This is a genomic window from [Flexibacter] sp. ATCC 35208 (assembly GCF_001975825.1).
Taxonomy (GTDB): domain Bacteria; phylum Bacteroidota; class Bacteroidia; order Chitinophagales; family Chitinophagaceae; genus Chitinophaga.
In genome coordinates, this window is the sequence record NZ_MTKN01000042.1 from 26,017 (window position 1) to 41,729 (window position 15,713).

The 15,713-nt window shown below is 42.3% G+C and carries 13 protein-coding genes and 1 tRNA gene; 7 read left to right on the forward strand and 7 right to left on the reverse strand.

Annotated features, from left to right (window positions below; translation table 11 throughout):
• Positions 1-8 precede the first annotated feature (8 nt).
• The 5 genes from BW716_RS23250 (at position 9) to ric (ending at position 4,599) form a co-directional block, all read left to right on the forward strand.
• A complete protein-coding gene (locus BW716_RS23250) occupies positions 9-968 on the forward strand; it encodes a hypothetical protein (protein ID WP_083726517.1) in 960 nt (319 codons plus the stop codon).
• The gene (locus tag BW716_RS23255; protein ID WP_083726519.1) at positions 947-2,167 is read left to right on the forward strand and encodes a nitrous oxide reductase family maturation protein NosD; all 1,221 of its coding nucleotides are present in this window, start codon (positions 947-949) and stop codon (positions 2,165-2,167) included. The genes BW716_RS23250 and BW716_RS23255 overlap by 22 nt, the downstream gene beginning before the upstream one ends.
• The gene (locus BW716_RS23260) at positions 2,164-2,871 is read left to right on the forward strand and encodes an ABC transporter ATP-binding protein (RefSeq protein WP_083726521.1); all 708 of its coding nucleotides are present in this window, start codon (positions 2,164-2,166) and stop codon (positions 2,869-2,871) included. The genes BW716_RS23255 and BW716_RS23260 overlap by 4 nt, the downstream gene beginning before the upstream one ends.
• Before the next feature lie 244 nt (positions 2,872-3,115).
• Positions 3,116-3,883: an ABC transporter permease subunit gene (locus BW716_RS23265; RefSeq protein WP_083726523.1), complete on the forward strand. Its 768-nt coding sequence runs from the start codon at positions 3,116-3,118 to the stop codon at positions 3,881-3,883.
• Positions 3,884-3,903: 20 nt separating this feature from the next.
• Positions 3,904-4,599 (forward strand): iron-sulfur cluster repair di-iron protein, encoded by a 696-nt coding sequence (ric, locus tag BW716_RS23270; protein ID WP_083726525.1) that lies wholly within the window; start codon positions 3,904-3,906, stop codon positions 4,597-4,599.
• Positions 4,600-4,996: 397 nt separating this feature from the next.
• On the opposite strand, the gene BW716_RS23280 is transcribed toward ric, so the two are convergent.
• The gene (locus BW716_RS23280) at positions 4,997-5,737 is read right to left on the reverse strand and encodes a 1-acyl-sn-glycerol-3-phosphate acyltransferase (protein WP_083726529.1); all 741 of its coding nucleotides are present in this window, start codon (positions 5,735-5,737) and stop codon (positions 4,997-4,999) included.
• 261 nt (positions 5,738-5,998) lie between these two features.
• The gene (locus tag BW716_RS23285) at positions 5,999-6,538 is read right to left on the reverse strand and encodes a prolyl-tRNA synthetase associated domain-containing protein (protein WP_083726531.1); all 540 of its coding nucleotides are present in this window, start codon (positions 6,536-6,538) and stop codon (positions 5,999-6,001) included.
• A gap of 286 nt (positions 6,539-6,824) precedes the next feature.
• Here BW716_RS23285 and BW716_RS23290 point away from each other — a divergent pair, with 286 nt between their 5' ends.
• Complete coding sequence (locus tag BW716_RS23290) at positions 6,825-8,282, forward strand: S41 family peptidase (RefSeq protein ID WP_083726533.1); 1,458 nt, start codon at positions 6,825-6,827, stop codon at positions 8,280-8,282.
• Here BW716_RS23290 and BW716_RS23295 read toward each other — a convergent pair.
• The gene (locus BW716_RS23295; protein ID WP_083726535.1) at positions 8,227-8,823 is read right to left on the reverse strand and encodes a hypothetical protein; all 597 of its coding nucleotides are present in this window, start codon (positions 8,821-8,823) and stop codon (positions 8,227-8,229) included. The genes BW716_RS23290 and BW716_RS23295 overlap by 56 nt on opposite strands.
• Positions 8,824-9,158: 335 nt before the next feature.
• Between BW716_RS23295 and BW716_RS23300 the strand changes: the two genes are divergently transcribed.
• Positions 9,159-11,258: a T9SS type A sorting domain-containing protein gene (locus BW716_RS23300; protein WP_083726537.1), complete on the forward strand. Its 2,100-nt coding sequence runs from the start codon at positions 9,159-9,161 to the stop codon at positions 11,256-11,258.
• Between the two features lie 42 nt (positions 11,259-11,300).
• On the opposite strand, the gene BW716_RS23305 is transcribed toward BW716_RS23300, so the two are convergent.
• The 4 genes from BW716_RS23305 to BW716_RS23320 all read right to left on the reverse strand — a co-directional run bounded on the left by BW716_RS23305 (position 11,301) and on the right by BW716_RS23320 (position 15,662).
• Positions 11,301-11,981, reverse strand: coding sequence for an anaerobic ribonucleoside-triphosphate reductase activating protein (locus tag BW716_RS23305; RefSeq protein WP_083726539.1), 681 nt, complete (start codon positions 11,979-11,981; stop codon positions 11,301-11,303).
• A complete protein-coding gene (locus tag BW716_RS23310) occupies positions 11,974-14,166 on the reverse strand; it encodes a ribonucleoside triphosphate reductase (RefSeq protein WP_083726541.1) in 2,193 nt (730 codons plus the stop codon). Before BW716_RS23310 ends, BW716_RS23305 begins: the two co-directional genes overlap by 8 nt.
• A gap of 526 nt (positions 14,167-14,692) precedes the next feature.
• The gene (locus BW716_RS23315; protein ID WP_143708991.1) at positions 14,693-15,547 is read right to left on the reverse strand and encodes a hypothetical protein; all 855 of its coding nucleotides are present in this window, start codon (positions 15,545-15,547) and stop codon (positions 14,693-14,695) included.
• A gap of 43 nt (positions 15,548-15,590) precedes the next feature.
• Positions 15,591-15,662, reverse strand: a tRNA-Lys gene (locus BW716_RS23320).
• Positions 15,663-15,713: the final 51 nt, after the last annotated feature.

Sequence of the window (15,713 nt, forward strand, 5' to 3'; positions counted from 1 at the left end):
TGATCATAATGCAAAGAAAATTGTCAACCCGTTTTCGGGCAGTCATTTTCATGCTTTCATTGGCGATGGTGGCAGTGCTCTATTTTCCTATCTGGAAAATAGAGCTGGCCGCCCCCCAATACCCGGAAGGCCTGACGTTGAAAATTGCTGCTAACGGATTACGCGGGGATGTGGATATCGTGAATGGATTGAACCATTACATTGGTATGCAAACATTGCACACCGAAGATTTTATAGAGTTTAAGATCTTACCTTTTATACTGGGGGGATTGGCTGTGCTTGGGTTTGTTGTATGTGCACTGAATAACAGAAAGGTATATTATGGGTGGGTGGTATTGTTCCTGCTGGTAGCGGTTGTTGCGATGGTTGATTTTTACAGATGGGAATATAACTATGGTCATCACCTGAATCCCGAAGCACCAATCAGGGTACCGGGCATGGCATATCAGCCACCATTACTGGGTTATAAACAGTTGTTGAATTTCGGGGCGTATTCTATACCCGATGTAGGTGGATGGATCTTTATTGGAGTAGGAGCGTTGTTGGTGTTGCTCTCATTTAAATTTAAGAAAGGTTTTTTTGTAGTGGCAGGGTTGACGTTGGGATTACAGAGTTGTAGTTCAGGTCCTGCACCTATCAGGTATGGACAGGATGCTTGTGACTTCTGTAAAATGGGCTTTACAGACAAGCGTTTTGGTGCAGAGATCGTAACAAAGAAGGGGAAGGTTTTTAAGTATGACGATGTGCATTGTTTGCTGGCGGCTTTAAAAGCTGGCGGACAGGAAGTAGGCGGGATCTGGTTTCTGGACTTTACTGATGGACAATGGATCAAAGCGGAAGATAGCAGGTTATTGCACAGTACTGCATTTCATTCTCCAATGGGTAGTGACATTGCTGCGTTTGCAGACAGTGTGCATATGAAAGAATTTAACGGAGAATCACTCACATGGAAAGGGCTATATCGGTAATAATTTTATGGCTGTTGTCTTTGCAGGCATGGGCCGGGGTATTGACGGTGAAAGGGTCTATAAAAGAAACCTTGCAGCGGGCAGTGGCAGGTGATACTGTCGTAGTACCCGCAGGTGTTTACTACGAGAAAGGCCTGGTGATTGATAAAGCTATTTATCTGAAAGGGATCAACAAGCCGGTTCTGGATGGAGAGAATAAATATGAAGTGATATTGATACTGTCCAGTCATGTGACGGTGGATGGATTTGTGATCAGGCATTCCGGTTTTTCTGACTGGAAAGATCTGGCAGGAATCAAACTGGGCAATGTGCGGCATGTGACGATTCAAAACAATGTACTGGAAGAAACGTTCTTTGGCATTTACTGTCAGCAGTCTGATAGCTGCACCATACAAAATAATACATTGCGTTCCAATGCCAGTCAGCGTATTCAATCCGGAAATGGTATTCATTGCTGGCACTGTGATGGCATGCAACTGATAGGGAATACGGTCACGCAGCACAGAGATGGTATCTACTTTGAGTTTGTAACGAATTCACTGATCAAAGGGAATCATAGTTTTAAAAATGTGCGGTATGGTTTGCACTTTATGTTTTCGCACAATGACCACTATGAGGATAATATTTTTGATCACAACGAGGCGGGCGTATCTGTGATGTTTTCACATGGTGTGGATATGAAGCGGAATACATTCGCTGGCAATCAGGGTGGTGGTGCATATGGGATATTGCTGAAAGAGATTACAGACAGCAAAATGGAGAAGAGCCACTTTGAAGACAATACGGTTGGAATTTATATGGAAGGTACCACGAGAGTGCAGGTGATGGACAATGTGTTTAAGGCAAATGGCTGGGCTATGAAGGTGCAGGCAAGTTGTTCTGAGAACAAAGTCACCCGCAATAACTTTGTCGGCAACACATTTGATGTAGCGACGAATGGCTCACTGGTACTGAATAATTTTGATAATAATTACTGGGACAAATATGAAGGGTATGATCTGAACAGAGATGGGAAAGGAGATGTGCCTTATCACCCGGTGAGTTTGTATGCAATGGTGGCAGATAAGAACCCGGCTGTGATGATGTTGTTTCACAGTTTCATGGTGAGTTTGCTGGACCGGACGGAAAAAGTAATGCCGGGTATCACACCTGTGAACCTGGTAGATCGAGCACCGAGTATGAAACCCCTTTCATTATGATTCGTTTTACAAATATATACAAACGATTTGGCCGGCTACAGGCATTGGATAATATCAATCTCTTTTTTGAAGAAGGAAAAAGTATTGCTTTGATTGGACCAAATGGTAGTGGGAAGACCACTTTGATCAAGGGTCTGTTGGGAATGGTGGTGCCTGATAAGGGGGATATCGCTTTTAAAGGAGTTTCCGTATTAGGTAGTTGCGAATACAGGGGCAATATTGGTTATATGCCGCAGATAAGCAGTTATCCTGAGAATATGACTATTGCACAGGTGATGGAGATGATGAAGGATATCAGGCAGTATACAACGTTGGATGAAGACCTGGTACATGCCTTTAAATTGCCACAGCTGGCCAATAAGCGCATGCGGACATTATCTGGTGGTACAAGGCAGAAGGTGAGTGCTTGTCTGGCGTTTTTATTCAATCCTGAAGTGTTGGTGCTGGATGAACCTACTGCGGGATTGGACCCGGTAGCATCAGGGATTTTGCAGGACAAGATCCTGCAGGAGACAAAGAATGGTAAGCTGGTGCTAATCACCTCACATATCTTGTCGGAACTGGATGATCTGGTAGATGAGGTGGCGTATCTGCAGGATGGTAAAGTACAGTTTCATAAGCAGGTGGCAGAGTTGCAGGCGGAGACAGGGGAGCAAAAGTTAGTACGCGCAATAGCACGTGTCATGGAAAATGAAGGACTATAAAAAAGGATAATAAGCACACAGTGTATGTAATAGCATGTGTCATGGGAAATGAAGGACTATAAAAAAGGGTAATAAGCACACAGTGCATGTAATAGCACGTATCATGGAAAATGGAGGACTATGAAAAAGGGTAATAAGCACACAGTGCATGTAATAGCATGTGTCATGGAAAAAGGAGGATTATGAAAAAAGATATTAAGTACACAGTACATGTGACAGCACGTATCATGGAAAATGGAGGACTATGAAAAAGATTATTAAATACGTATTACTAGACATCTTACGTAACAGGATATTGGTAAGTTATACAGTACTGCTATTGGTCGTGTCAATGTTATTACTCTGTCTCACAGACAACAGCACAAAAGCATTACTGAGCTTATTAAATATCGTGCTGATTGTATTACCACTGGTGAGTATTATTTTTTCAACGATCTATTATTATAATGCATCGGCGTTTATTGAGTTGCTGGTTTGTCAGCCGTTGCGAAGAACGAAGATATTATTAAGTGTCTATACCGGATTAGCATTGTCATTGCTGATTGCATTTGTAGTAGGGGTTGGTGTACCGTTAATGATCTTTGACGGGAGTATGACGGCGGTGTTGTTGATATTGGTAGGCATGGCGCTGACAGTGATCTTTTCAGCGCTGGCCATTTTAGGATCTGTGATTATGCGTGACAAGGCGAGAGGCATTGGGGTAGCGATATTGGCGTGGTTTTATTTCTCCTTGTTGTATGATGGTTTGGTGCTGTTTCTCTTGTTTCAGTTCAGCGACTATCCGTTGGAGAAACCGGCAGTCGTGATGGGAGCATTGAACCCGATAGATCTGGGTAGAATCATAGTTTTATTAAGATTGGATAGTTCTGCGATGATGGGGTATACAGGCGCGGTGTTTGCCTCATTTTTCGGAAGCGTGGGTGGTATGCTCACGGGTTTTACACTCTTGTTATTATGGATGGGGTGGCCGTTATGCTGCGCGCTGCGGCGATTTAATAGAAAAGACTTGTAATCAAATTTAACAATTTCAACATGGTAAGAAATAATGTAATCACAGTCGGAGAAATGGCTGGAAAGGACTATCGCATGGCTGATGTTTTCAGAGGTTTTGGTATCGATTTTTGTTGTGGTGGGGGTCAGACCATTGCGCAGGCTGCAAAACAGGGTGGTATTACAGAAGAAGAGCTGTGGACAGCACTGGAAACGGCAGCGTTAAAGGCGAAACAGCCAGCGGGCGACTTCAGTGTATTAGCACCTCAGTTACTGGCAGAACACATTCTGAGTACACACCATAAATTTGTGAAAGAAGCATTGCCAGTGATCTGGGAGTTTACACAGAAGGTAGCAGGACATCATGGGGATACGCATCCAGAGCTGATTGATCTGAGAGCTGCTGTGCTGCGTGAAGCAGAAGATCTGCTGGATCATCTGGAAAAAGAAGAACAGATCCTGTTCCCGGCTATCAAACAAATGGCTGCTGGCGAAACAGGGCTGCCATATGTAAAAGGTGCGGTAGAAAGTATGATGAAAGAACACAGTTCATCAGGAGAATCACTGGAAGAATGGCGTAGGTTGACGAATAATTACCAGGTGCCGGAAGGTGCGTGCAATTCATACAGATTCCTCTTTGAGAAATTGCAGGAGTTCGATACAGACTTAAGACAACATATTCATTTAGAGAATAACATTTTATTTCCCAAGGCTTTGGCAATGTTGCAGGAAGCTTAAATGAGCGTTTTTTCGTTAAAGAGCTAATGAGCTAATGAGTGACCGGGGGCTTTCCAGCCTTCGGTTTTTAATTTACATCTTTACCATTCATTTCAATCCCTTTATCCAGATTACCATCGTAGATATATACCCATTCCTTTCATTCCATGATCTGCAAAAAGTATCTTTTGGCAATATCTCTTCCAAAGAAAGGGTGCCTTACCTCCGGGTTCTGTTTCATGAGAACCTTTGGCTGTTAGTAACATGATCGGAATATGCCTCTTAAGTGCTTTAGTTTTTAAAGGTTCATTGATGTATGTATTCATAATACGTGGTGGTAAATTATGGGCATAAAGTAAGCCCATATAGGCAGAATAGTCTATAAAATGTAAGAGAAAATGGTGAAAAATTGTAGACTTTAGCGTTGATTTTCAATACTTTTCCTAACAGCGTCTTCTGCTTCCTGCAAAACTACCTCTGCAGAGCGACCTGCAGGTTCGATAGGAGTGAGTACGGACCAACTCATTTTTTCGAAGGTGCCCAATGGGAAATTTCCATACCTGAAAAACTTCCAGCTACCATTAATGGCGACAGGAACGATAAGTGCCTGAGGAACTTTTTTAAGCAGGATGCTGACGCCCCCGGTCATGAAAGGCTTCATTTCTCCTTTCCGGCTACGGGTACCTTCGGGGAAGATAACGGCAGACCAGTTCTTTTCCTGCATACGGGTACCTAGCTTGAGCAGTTCACCCATAGATTGCTTTTTGTCTTTGCGGTCGATGTTGGCCGCACCACCATATTTAAGGTTAAAACTGATGCTTGGGATGCCACTGGCCAGTTCAATTTTGGAAACGAACTTGGCGTGGTACTTCCGGAGGTGCCAGATCAGTGGTGGAATATCGTACATGCTCTGGTGGTTCGCCACGAAAATAATAGGACGGTCGGTGGGCAAGGTCTGGTGATTGACAAAGCGGGCACGACAGCCCAGGATCAGATAGGTACTGGATAGCAATCCGTTCAGAATATCAACAGAGGTCTTATGGGCTTTGTAGCCTCCTAATTTGAGACAGAGCCACTGGATGGGGTGGAAAATCAGCAGAAATCCACCAAAGAATAAATAATGGATGGGGGATAAGATATATCCGGGCAGTTTCTTCATTATATCAATACTTTTTTCAATAATCCGGGGACAAATTTAGGGAGAATAAGGCTAATTGCGTCTGATAATGATCAGAGATGCATTTAGATTTTTATATGTTTACCTATATTACCTATGCTTACCCAGTAAGAATTGGAAGGCAATGTACAATATGCAGCGTACTTTAACAAGGATAGCAAAATTCATGCTATGCTCCGCTCGATTTAAAAGGAATAAATGAAGCGGGTATCCAAAAGATCTTATGGGCGGGCGAAAGTTTTTTTATACCTCTATAAATGTAGGTGTATGTTTTGTATGTTGGAGGAAGTCATTGAGTATCCATTCCCTGCTTATTTTCATATAGCCTTTGGGTGTACCATCGCTGCAACCGTACCATTCTTCATTGAGTACGTCTTTGTCTATCAGTACCTGTACCTTATTTTCCTTGTCCAGCAGGGTACCGAAAATGGTGGCGCCGCCTACCGGTGTGCCTAAGAGATTGTTCAATAATTCTACAGAAGCAAATGATACGCGGGGAATACCTACGGCGCTGCTGAAATCTTTGGTCACGAAAGGCTTGTCTGCTGTTGTGACAAAAAGATAGAAGTTCGTTTGCTGGCGGTTGCAGAGGAAGAGTGTCTTTACAATCTGCACATTGAGTTTTTCATTGATCAGTATACAGTCTTCCATGGTGATGGCTTCGTCTGTATCAACGCGTTCAAAAGGTACCTGCAGGTGTTGTAAGGTAGTATACACCAGTTCCTGTAGGGGTGTTTTGAATGCGGCCGGTGGGGCGGTTTGTATTTCGCTGATATAGAACATTGATGACTTTTTTTAATAAAGATAACCGATTATTTTAGTGCATTTGCAGGTATCGGGGAAGCCTGTTGGAAGCAAAGAAATTTCATCAGTTCAGTCTCTTCGGGGGTGAGTTTCCACAGTACATCGTTCACCTGGGTCATAAGGATAAATTTGAGTCGAATATGTGAGTTTTTATGACTACCAGCTTAAACAGGTATTGGTTTTCCTCTCAACTAAAAAAAATATCCTACACCTGCAACTTTTCCCGCAACCAGTCGTCTCATAATAGAAACTCAATATTACCACTATGATACGCTTTAGAATGTTCCTATGCCTGGCCATGTTAACCGTGTTGACCATGCAAACAGGCTATAGTCAGCAATGCAATTGTTTGTCAAATCTGGAATGGGTGAAAAAGACTTTTGAGGAAAATGATGCAGGGTACAAATACATTTTAAACAAAAAAGGAGAGGTGGCTTATGCCACCCACAATGAAAAATTCTTTAAACAGGCGAGAGAAATTACCAGCAAAGACAGCTGTTCGTTCATGCTGTACCAATGGCTCCGCTTTTTCAGAAAAGGACATATTGGTATTGAATCGATTGCGTCTTCCGGCAACAATGCGCAGATAGACACTGCCGCCATTATCCGTCAATACAGGAACTCAGATTCGCTGGTAGTAGCACTACCTGCTTTTGAAAAGTACCTGCAAAACAAGAAGAACCAGGACTACGAAGGTATCTGGACAAAGCCCGGATTGAAGGTCGGGATTAAGAAAGTAGGTAATGAATATTTGGGTTTTGTGATTGAAGCGGATGGCGTATACTGGCGAAAAGGACAGATCAAAATGCGGATTAATCCGGAAGGAAGTACCTGGTATAATAAGGACCACTCGATCACAAAAGATACCATGGTAAGAATGGTAGGCAACAACCATTTTGAGATCCCGGGTTTGACTTTGACGAGGATCAGTCCTGTACTGCCAGATACTAAAGAAGAAGCGATGGCCTATAAACTCCTCAATGCACAAAAACCATTTGTAGAAGAACTGAATAGTAATACACTGATATTAAGAATACCCTCTTTTAATATCTCCGAAAAGCATGCTATTGACAGTGTGATCGCGGCAAACCGGGAGCGTATATTGCATATAGAAAACCTCATTATTGACATTAGATACAATGGCGGTGGTAGCGATAATAGCTGGGCCCAGATCATACCACTTATTTATACCAATCCTATCCGGGAAGTCGGTTTGCAGTTCCTCTCTACACCTTTGAATAACAACAGAATATTGTCATTATCCACCAGTCCAGAGTTTGCCGGCTTTGATGAAAAGGTGAAACAATGGGCGAAGAGATCATATGACACGCTTCAAAAGCATGTAGGCGAGTTTGTAAACCTTGATTCAACAATAGTCAGCATTACGAAATTCGATACTGTATACCCTTATCCAAAGCATGTAGGCATTATCATAAACAATGAGAATGGCAGTTCTGCAGAACAATTCCTGATGGACGCCAGGCAAAGCCGGAAAGTGAAGTTGTATGGTACCAGCACTTTCGGCTCACTGGATATGTCGAATGTAAATGTCGTAAATAACCCCTGCAATGAATTCAAACTGTGGTATAGTATGTCAAAAAGCTACCGGATACCCGATATGGTGATTGACGATATCGGGTTGCAGCCTGACTTTTTTATTGATAGTTCTATTCCTTGGTATATGTGGGTGGATTATACGAGTGAGATATCTGATCCATTTTAACAATATCCTCGGCTAACTGAAACATCACTTTACAACTTTCATAGTTAAAAGGATACACCCCATAGATCAGGCATTTATGATCCTTTACCTCTACATTCAGGTCCTGAACACTCATGATCTTATTAAAAAACTCAATACCGATCGTTTGTTCTATCGTACCTGCGTCAGCAGCTTCAAGTATGTATTTGTGATTAAATGCCGGTACTGCCTTTACCTTGACAGAATTGGGGAGGTATAAATTGAGGAATTTATCATTTTCTGTGTTGGCTGTGATCTTAAACTCAGGCAGTACGTGCATCAGGTCTATGCAGACACCTGCATACCTGGATTTATCCTTTATGGCCGTGTTCCGATATTTTACAAAACTTACTTGTTGTAAAGAATTAGCGAGTTTCCAGGCGTAAGTAATTTTGAAATTATCACCGTTGCGGAAAGAAGAGAAATGACCGAGATTGATTTCCTTCGATGACTCTTTCGTCATTGGGTAATCTTTCTTTAATTCGGCGAGTATTTCTTTTTCCAGCTTTGCTTCTTCAGCCATGTTGAGTTTTTAGTTGTTTAACCAGGTCAAATGCATAGGTAAATGGAACTTTCTAATCTTTCGATCTATATAGATGCTGAAGAATTGAAATATGGTTTCCAGATAATGTTGTTGTCTGCACCTGCATTTTCATAGTATAGATTCAGTTACAAATATAATAACTCTTACAGATTAGTGCAATTGGGGAGGTGTTTTTATTGATAATCAATAATTTATGTTGATAAAGGCCGCTTTTTAAGGACTGAGCGCTGATACTTACTGCTAATAATTCTGTATTATTTAATTGGCTGGGGAGTATATTTTTATAGGAAACCCAAACCTATAAAGCCTCATTTATGAAGTTCAAACTTTACTTTTTGTTCCTTTTATTGCCCTGTATTGTTACTGATGTATGCGCACAAAACTATGTGACCCTTTCTCTCCTGATGAGAGACCTCAGTAGTGGAGGAGATGGTACTTATGTTGGACCCGGCCAGACTATGGAATACACGGTAGAATTGACGAATTTAAGCAATAGTTTACCCATTACGGATGGGATCATTGCTGCAGATATTCCTTATGGAACTGAATATATACCGGGTACGACCAAAAAAGATGGCACCCTCGTCCCTGATGTAAGTGGAAAAATGCCTTTCGCCGGGCCGGTTGGCGGGCAGATAGGGCAATTGGCTATTGGAGCGACCACAAGAATAACCTACAATGTGTTGATCGTGGGCTTTGGCGGCTATCTGAACCCTTATACGACCTTCAAGGGATATCAGGATAATAAGCATCTTTATGCAACTGCTACTACTGTAAAGCAGACCTACTTCCCTTTTGACTACAGGTTACGGGGACTTTATGGCATTTATAACATTACGCTCAATCAAAATGCTTCGTCTAAATACCAGTATGTAAGAAGGATGAATAAGACGACCGGCCAGTCAGCGAACATTATTTATACAGGTAGTACTGGCCCCTGTCAGACGGTGGATGGCACTGTACTGACAAGTGGTTCGTTGTTGACAGATGGACGTGCACTGGCTTTTGATGCGAGGAATTTTCGGTTGTATTATTCAAATAGTACATTAAATGAAAACCTTGCTTATGTTGATTCTACCATTACGCCGCCTACTGCCATTATATATGGTAGTGGTTCCGCTCTTGAGACGGGGGCTACTACCAGCGGTCAGGTGATTAACAGGATGTGTTTTGCAGCTGGCAATGTCGGATACGCACTGACTGCTAACGGGCAGGACCTGATACAATTTAATGTACCCGAAGCAACTGGTGCACCCGTGATTACACATCTGGGGCCATTGGTGAACGATGTCCTGAATGGAACGAACGATGTATTGGCTGAAGCTGAGGGTGATATTTTTGGAGATGGTAATGGTAAATTATACCTGATTGCAGGCCTGGGTAAGGTGTACAGAATTGCTCCGGCTACCAGGGTTGCTACTTACCTGGGTACTATCAGCAATTTAACAACAGGCTTAACTATCACCGCTGCTGCAACAGCAGAAGATGATGATGGGGGTGCAGCAACAGGGACTATTTATCTGGCAGGTTATAGAACCCAGAATGCTACTACCGGAACTGTAGTATATCAGACTTATAAACTGGATCTGTCTACGCTTAGTGCGACCCTGCTTTCTGCTGTTCCTACCGCTACTGCAGCTATGGATTTTGCGGGTGCCCTTTATATACCTTATGGACATTACATCAGAGCTACCCAGGACAAGGTAGTGACTGGCAGTTTTATTGACTATTCTGTGGAAGTGACAAATTCAGGGGATGTAAATGCTGCTGGTGTGAAAGTATATGCTCCTATTCCATCAAATGCAGGTTATGTGGCCGGTTCCACTAAATTAAACGGGGTAGATGTCGCTGATGTAGGTGGAGAAATGCCATTTGCTGTAGTTGGAGGGGCATTGATACCAGGTGCAGATGTACCGGGAATTTTAAAGCCGGGTGATGGAAACAAAGCCGTTATTCAGTTCAGGGTAGAGGTGGCACCCGAACATTTAGGTGAAGAAGTATGTCATCAGGTAGCGATTACTTATTATGATCTCGATAATAATGCGATTACCATTGATGCGTTACCCAAACTGACCGGACAGGTACTTGCAAGTACCTGTGTAACCGTAAATGGCGCAAGAAAAGCCAATGTTGATACCGCTGTTGTGACAAAAACAACGAATAATGCACAGGTTGGCCCCAATCCTTTCTCCAATAACCTTTCTCTACAGGTAACACTGATAAAAGATGAATCTGTATTTGTAAAATTAACCAATCTGCAAGGTCGTATTGTATATACTAAAGTAGAACGTCTGAGCACCGGGGTGAATAACCTGAATCTTTCCATGCAAACTGACTTGCCAAAAGGTATATATATTGTAGAAGTACTGGCAGGTAATAAGCGCATTTACAAGCAGAAACTGGAAAAGTTATAGGTTGGCTGCATATTACCGAATCGTAGGTTCTTGTTAGCAATCTTAATTTCTTAATACCAACTCGATACAATTACTCCTGGAAACCTTATCAGGGTCAATTCTATTTCTTGTATTGGCAAGGTTGCCAAGAGTAATTGTATCATTTATAAAATGCTGGATAAAAAACTTGCCTATATACCCTTTATCAGCCAATACATCCACCATCTCCTGAATATCCGCTTCATGCAGTAATGAAGTATGCACCGTCGTCCTCACTTCAAAAGGAATCGTTCCATTCATCAACAACTGTAACGTCGCTTCAAAGTGCTCATATAATGAAGACTGTGTGATCGCCTCATATTTATAAACAGGTGCTTTGTAATCCAGCGCAACATAATCGATCAATCCATTTTTCATCAAATCAGCCATTAAAGAAGGATTAGACCCATTCGTATCGACCTTCACCAAAACCCCCTCTTCTTTCACCTGTTCACAAAACGTCACCAACTCCTTATGCAACGTACATTCACCACCACTCAATACCACTCCATCCAACAACCCCTTCCGCTTACGCAAAAACCGCAGCGCATCTTCATAGCTAAGCTTCCCTTTCCCGTGCACAATCCCCGGATTATAACAATACACACATCTCATATTACAGCCTGCAAACCAAAGTATGCAGGCTGTCTTATCCGGATAATCCAGTAATGTAAAAGGCGTAATACTATGAATAGGCTTACTCACAATGGATCATTTCCGTAAAATGCACTCTTTGTTTATGTTCCCCTTTTTTACCGATATTGAAACTCTCCACCGGTCTGTGATAACCCATCACACGTGTATACACCAGGCATTTCTGGCTTTCATCTTCACATATCGGACAATGCTCATGCTCACCTGAAAGGTACCCATGTTCAGGACATATACTGAACACCGGTGTTACCGTGATGTAAGGCAGCCTAAACTGTGATAATACTTTTTTTACCAGGTTGCGACATGCTTCAGGCGTACTGATCTTCTCTCTCATGTACAAATGCAGCACGGTGCCTCCTGTATATTTACATTGCAGTTCATCCTGCAATAACAGTGCTTCGAACGGATCGTCTGTATAATCCACCGGGATCTGTGAACTGTTGGTATAATAGATATTACTATCCATCCCCGCCTGTATAATATCCGGGAAGCGTTTTTTATCTTCTTTCGCAAACCGATATGTAGTACCCTCTGCAGGCGTGGCTTCCAGGTTGTATAAGTTGCCTGTTTCAGTTTGGTACTGCGTCATCTTTTTACGGATGTGTTCCAGTATATCAGCAGCCATTTCACGACCAGTTTCGGAAATAATATCATCCTGATCATTGGTGAAGTTCCTGATCATTTCATTGATACCATTCACTCCAATCGTAGAAAAGTGATTCCGGAAATGTGTGAGGTAGCGTTTTGTATACGGGAATAATCCCCTGTCGTACATATCCTGTATAAACACTCTTTTCTTTTCCAGCGTTGATTTAGCAAGGTCCAGTAAGAAATCTAATCGCTTGTACATCGCATGCTGATCCCCTTTGTACAGGTATCCCAGTCGCGCCATATTGATGGTCACTACCCCAATACTTCCTGTCATTTCTGCACTACCAAACAGCCCATTACCACGTTTTAATAATTCACGCAGATCCAGCTGTAAGCGGCAGCACATGCTTCTCACTGCATTGGGTTTATAAGCATTCGGATTTTCTACCCGATTGCCATTGTCATCAAAGATGTATTGACTACCGATGAAATTCTGGAAGTAAGAAGACCCGATACGTGCTGTGTTTTCAAACAACAGGTCTGTATTCTCACCATACCAGTCAAAGTCTTCCGTGATATTCACCGTAGGGATCGGGAAGGTAAACGGTTGCCCATTGGCATCGCCTTCTGTCATCACAGTATAATACGCTTTGTTGATCAGGTTCATCTCAGGTTGGAAATGAATGTAGGTCAGTTCGCTGAGTTGATCCACCCCTCTGTCTTTGGCTTTCTGTAAAATAACCGGATCAGTGATGCCATCAAAAAGATGTATATCTTTTTTGGTCGGGAACTGTAATTTCAAATCTTCCGGCACCGTCCAGTCGATAGTAATATTTGTAAACGGAGATTGTCCCCAGCGGGCAGGTACATTCAGGTTGTATACAAAGCTCCTGACTGCTTTCAGGATATCTTCATAGCGAAGATCATCTTTAAAAACATACGGGGCAAGGTAGGTGTCGAAAGAGCTGAAAGCCTGTGCGCCGGCCCATTCGCTTTGGAGAATACCGAGGAAGTTCGCCATCTGGCCCAGTGCTTCGCGAAAGTGATTTGGAGGGCGGCTTTCCACACGTCCTCTTACACCATTGAAACCCTCATTCAGTAATGCACGCAAGCTCCATCCGGCACAGTATCCTGTAAGGCAGTCGATATCATGGATGTGAACATCACCATTGCGATGTGCATAACCTTCTTCCTGGGAATATACCTTATCCAGCCAGTAGTTGGCAATGATCTTACCAGCTACATTGTTCACCAGTCCTGCGTTGGAATAAGAAGTATTCGCATTGGCATTGATGCGCCAGTCAGTCTGAGTGATGTATTCTTCAATCGTTTGTGTGGTATCCACCAGCGTAGTAGATGGCGTAAGGCCATGTACATGTTCCCGTTGTAATTTACGGGTGTGCCTGTATAGCATAAATGCCCGCATCACTTCAAAGTGACTGTGTGCAAACAATTCTTTTTCGATGATATCCTGGATCTCTTCTACTGACCACACTTCTTTGTGCAGCAGTTGAGCCGTGACCTGTTGGCAGATTGTTTCATCAGGTTTTTTATTCACACCGATGAACCCCTTTTCTATCGCATCTTTTATCTTAAATGCTTTAAAAGGTTCAAACTCACCATTTCTTTTGATAACGTAATTCATGGTTTTTAATGGGTTATTTCGGGTGCAAAATACCTGTTCGGTAGAAGAAGCGTTTTAAAACTTGTCAACAGAGGGTGCGAAAATAAATGGCATTCAACCGCCATTTTTGAGCCGGTATCTGATGAAATAACAGCCGGAGAATTAAGACAGGCAAGGTTCAATTATTAAACCATGATGGTGATCAGGGTTTTCTAACTAATTAGAATAGAGATATATAGATATCTTCAATCATTATGTTTTATTACGGAGCCATTAATTTGTTATATTAGGGAATGGCCCAACAATTGTTCATTTCATTATTTCTCTAAATGATGCGCTGGCCGGAAAGTGGTCCGGCGTTATTGGGTATATTGCGCTATTAGCATGTTTTCAAAAATAAAATAACGTCATTAGAATCGTTTAAAACGATACATGGCTCCGTCAGGTACCCAAATAAAAAAGAGCCTGTATCTTTTCTTTTAAGTACCCCTAAAAGTGTCTGAAATTGTGGGTGCACTTCTTCTTATGATACAGGCTCTTTTAAATATTATTCTACTTCCATTTTTACACTCGTCTTCGCATTACAATCCATATCCATCTTCATTCCATTTATCTCCATATCAATCTTATACTTCGTATCTGCATCAGACTTATCCATCATCTTCTTGTCTATATCAAAAATCATCATACCTGTTCCACTACCAGTACCTGTGATCTTGTAAGGCGTATCTGTCATACTCATATCCATAGCAATATCCTGTTTCAGATCAAATATCGCTTTACTCCCTTTGATCTCCTTCAGCGTATACTTCGCATGCACTTTCATCTTCACCTGCATCTGCGCAATAGGCATTACCAGCGGTGTCTCCTGGTCAAAAGAATCACCGATCTTCAATTCATTTTCAGGAAATTTGATTGCCGCCTGTATATTGTTGACGATGGTTTTCAAATTGGCTCTCATACCTTCATCCAGATTACCAATGATCGTATCTACCTTGATTTTTCCATCCCCTTCGGTTGTACCTTTTATCACTGCATCTGAAAACGGGTTGGTTTCCTGTGTATTTTCCTGTCCGCCAATATTGGTGGTAACGCTCATTTTATCATAGGTGATCGTCACAGGGATCTTCTTATCTGCCTGTGTGGCACCGGTTTTGGTGGTCATAAACATACCCTGGTTCATCGTCATGGTCATCGGGCTTTTCATGCCGCTGGCACTTAATTGTTCCATCATCGCTGAATCTCCGCTCATGTTCATGACCATGTTCATCTGGTTATTCATTTCGGTTTTGTAAACCTTATTAGGCGACAGTGAACCATTTAGCAAAACCTTTTTCTGAGCATTGGTACATTGCGTAAATGCGCTCAGCAGGAGTAACATGTACAATCGATAGTGTCTCATTTCTCAATTAGCTTTTTAATATTTATAGGGATGTCTATAAAGGTGCTGATAACAGGACTCGAACCTGTGTCCACCCGAATAAGGGCCGGGCGCTCTGCCACTGAGCTATACCAACTAATTTTTCAATATTTTTCCCGAAAACCATTTCCTGCCAGCATGGGCTACA